The sequence below is a fragment of the Pauljensenia hongkongensis genome (assembly GCF_001746855.1).
Lineage (GTDB): Bacteria > Actinomycetota > Actinomycetes > Actinomycetales > Actinomycetaceae > Pauljensenia > Pauljensenia hongkongensis.
Window position 1 is genome coordinate 2,005,255 of record NZ_CP017298.1, and the last position, 2,555, is coordinate 2,007,809.

Annotated in this window: 3 protein-coding genes; all 3 read left to right on the forward strand. The window is 71.2% G+C overall.

The annotated features are described in order from the left end of the window. Positions 1 to 32: 32 nt before the first annotated feature. On the forward strand, positions 33 to 602 hold the full coding sequence (gene folE, locus BH719_RS08290; RefSeq protein ID WP_021613223.1) for a GTP cyclohydrolase I FolE: 570 nt from the start codon (positions 33 to 35) through the stop codon (positions 600 to 602). A gap of 1 nt (position 603) precedes the next feature. Next, positions 604 to 1,407 carry a dihydropteroate synthase gene (gene folP / locus BH719_RS08295; RefSeq protein WP_009744388.1) on the forward strand — a complete coding sequence of 268 codons (804 nt, stop codon included), beginning with the start codon at positions 604 to 606 and terminating at the stop codon, positions 1,405 to 1,407. Continuing rightward, positions 1,398 to 2,555: 2-amino-4-hydroxy-6-hydroxymethyldihydropteridine diphosphokinase (folK, locus tag BH719_RS08300; RefSeq protein ID WP_009744389.1), on the forward strand; the 1,158-nt coding region annotated here is incomplete at its 3' end. The genes folP and folK, both read left to right, overlap by 10 nt.

Genomic DNA, 2,555 nt, shown 5'->3' on the forward strand with positions numbered 1-2,555 from the left:
GATCCTGGTCCGCGGGACGGGGGGCCGACGAGGTGACCTTCGACGCGGACGCGGTCGAGCGGGCCTGCCGGGACCTGCTGGTCGCAGTGGGCGAGGACCCGGGCCGCGAAGGGCTGGCCGGAACGCCGGGCCGCATGGCGAGGGCGTGGCGGGAGCTGCTGGCGGGCGTCGACCTCGATCCCCGGGACTACCTGCGCACCCAGTTCCACGCGGGCACGGACGAATTGGTCCTGGTGCGCGACATCGTCTTCCACTCGGTGTGCGAGCACCATCTGCTGCCCTTCTCCGGCCGCGCCCACGTGGGGTACATCCCGCGCGGGGGCGTCGTGACGGGGCTGAGCAAGCTGGCCCGCCTCGTCGAGGGCTACGCGCGGCGCCCCCAGGTGCAGGAGCGCCTCACCGCGCAGATCGCCGACGCGCTCAACGAGGTGCTCCGCCCCCAGGGGGTCATCGTCGTCATAGAGGCCGAGCACATGTGCATGTCGATGCGGGGGGTGCGCAAGCCGGGGTCGTCGACTGTGACGAGCGCCCTGCGGGGCATTATGAACGACGGGACGACGCGCGCCGAGATGATGGCGCTCGTCCTCGGCGGGAGGCGGTGACATGGCGGAGCGCACGCTGGTGATGGGGATCCTCAATGTCACGCCCGATTCGTTCTCCGACGGCGGGCGTTACGCGCATGTGGACGACGCGCTCGCCCACGCCCACGAGATGGTGGACCAGGGGGCGGACATCGTCGATGTGGGGGGCGAGTCCACGCGTCCCGGTTCGACCCGCATCGGGCCGGACGAGGAGTGGGCGCGGATCGGCGACGTCGTCCGCGAGCTCGCAGGTGGGGGCATTGTTGTGTCAGTGGACACACTTCATGCCGTCACAGCCCGCCGAGCCGCTGCCGCGGGGGCCACGATCATCAATGACGTCTCAGGGGGTGTGTGGGACCCCGGGATGAGTGCCTCGGTGGCGTCCACGGGGTGCCGTTTCGTGGTCCAGCACTACCGCGCCCTGCCCGGAATGCCGGGCGAATCCTTTGATTATGGTCAGGATGTCGTGGGTGCGATCCTGGAGCGTTTGGGCCGTCAGATCGATGCCGCGATCGGGGCCGGAATCGCGCCGGAGCGCCTCATCGTCGACCCCGGATTGGGGTTCTCTGTGACGAATGAGCAATGTGTGCTGATAGTGGAATCCCTCCCACGTCTGACCGCCCTCGGCTACCCTGTTCTCATAGGCGCTTCCCGCAAGCGTTTCATCAAGGCGATGGGCGGGGACGCCGACGAGCAGACCGCACGGATCAGCTCGGCCTGCGCCCGCCAGGGCGTCTGGGCCGTGCGGGTCCACGACGTCGCCCGAAACGCCCGGGCCGTCCGTTCCGCCCTCACGGGCCCCGCATACGGAGGTGAATGCCTGTGACACGCCAGACCGTCGTCATCGCCCTGCGCGGGCTCGAAGTGGACGCCGTCCACGGCGTATTCGACTTCGAGCGCCAAGAGCCCCAGCGCTTCGTCGCGGATGTGACCCTGTGGGTCCAGGCCGACGGGGCGCTCGCCGCCGACGACATCGCCGGGACCGTCTCCTACGCGGAGATCGCCGACGAGGTCGTCTCCATCCTCCAGGGCCAGAGCGCCTCGCTGCTTGAGACGCTCGCGGACCGCATCGCCCGCGCCGCGATGTCCTACGACGGCGTCGAGGGCGTGGAGGCGACCGTCCACAAGCCCGACGCGCCCATGCCCCATGCCTTCGACGACGTGTCCGTCACCGTGCGCCTGGGCGCCGTGGACCTCACGCCCCTGGCCCTCACCCGCGCCGACATCTACGACGCGGGAGCTGGCTCCGTCCTGACGGGCTCCACCGGCACTGGGGGCGCGTCGGAGGGCGGCAAGCACGGCCAGGCGGACGGGCGCCGCGCCGCCCTGCCCAGTCCCGTGGTCGTGGGCCCCCGCAGCGTCGTCATCGCCATCGGCGGGAACCTGGGCAACGTGCCCGTCACCCTCGCGTCGGTCGTGGAGGCGCTCGACTACGTCGAGGGCTTCTCCGTCTCCGACGTCTCGCCCTTGCTGCGCACCCGCCCCGTCCTCGACGAGGAGCAGCAGGAGCAGCCCGACTACTGGAACGCGGTGGTGCTGGGCACTTTCGAGGGGGACGTGTCCTCGCTGCTGGAGCAGACCGAGCGGATCGAACGCGAGTTCGGGCGCGAGCGCAACGAGCACTGGGGCGCGCGCACCATCGACATCGACATCGTCCAGGTCGAGGGCACCACCAGCTCCGACCCCGCCCTCATGCTGCCCCATCCCCGTGCCCACGAGCGCGCCTTCGTGCTGGCGCCGTGGGTGCTGGCCGACCCCTCGGCCGTCCTCGAGGGCGTGGGCCCAGTCGCCGAGCTGTTGGAGGAGTGCGACGACCGCGAGGGCATCCTCGACGCCATCGACGACTGGCTGGAGGACCCCGAGGGCATTATCGAGGAGTCGGACGAGGTGCTCGCCGCGTCCGCGCGGGACGAGGCGGACGGCCCGGCCGGGCCGGAGGGGCCGCAGCGGCAGTCGGGCGCCCGCTCCGCCGCC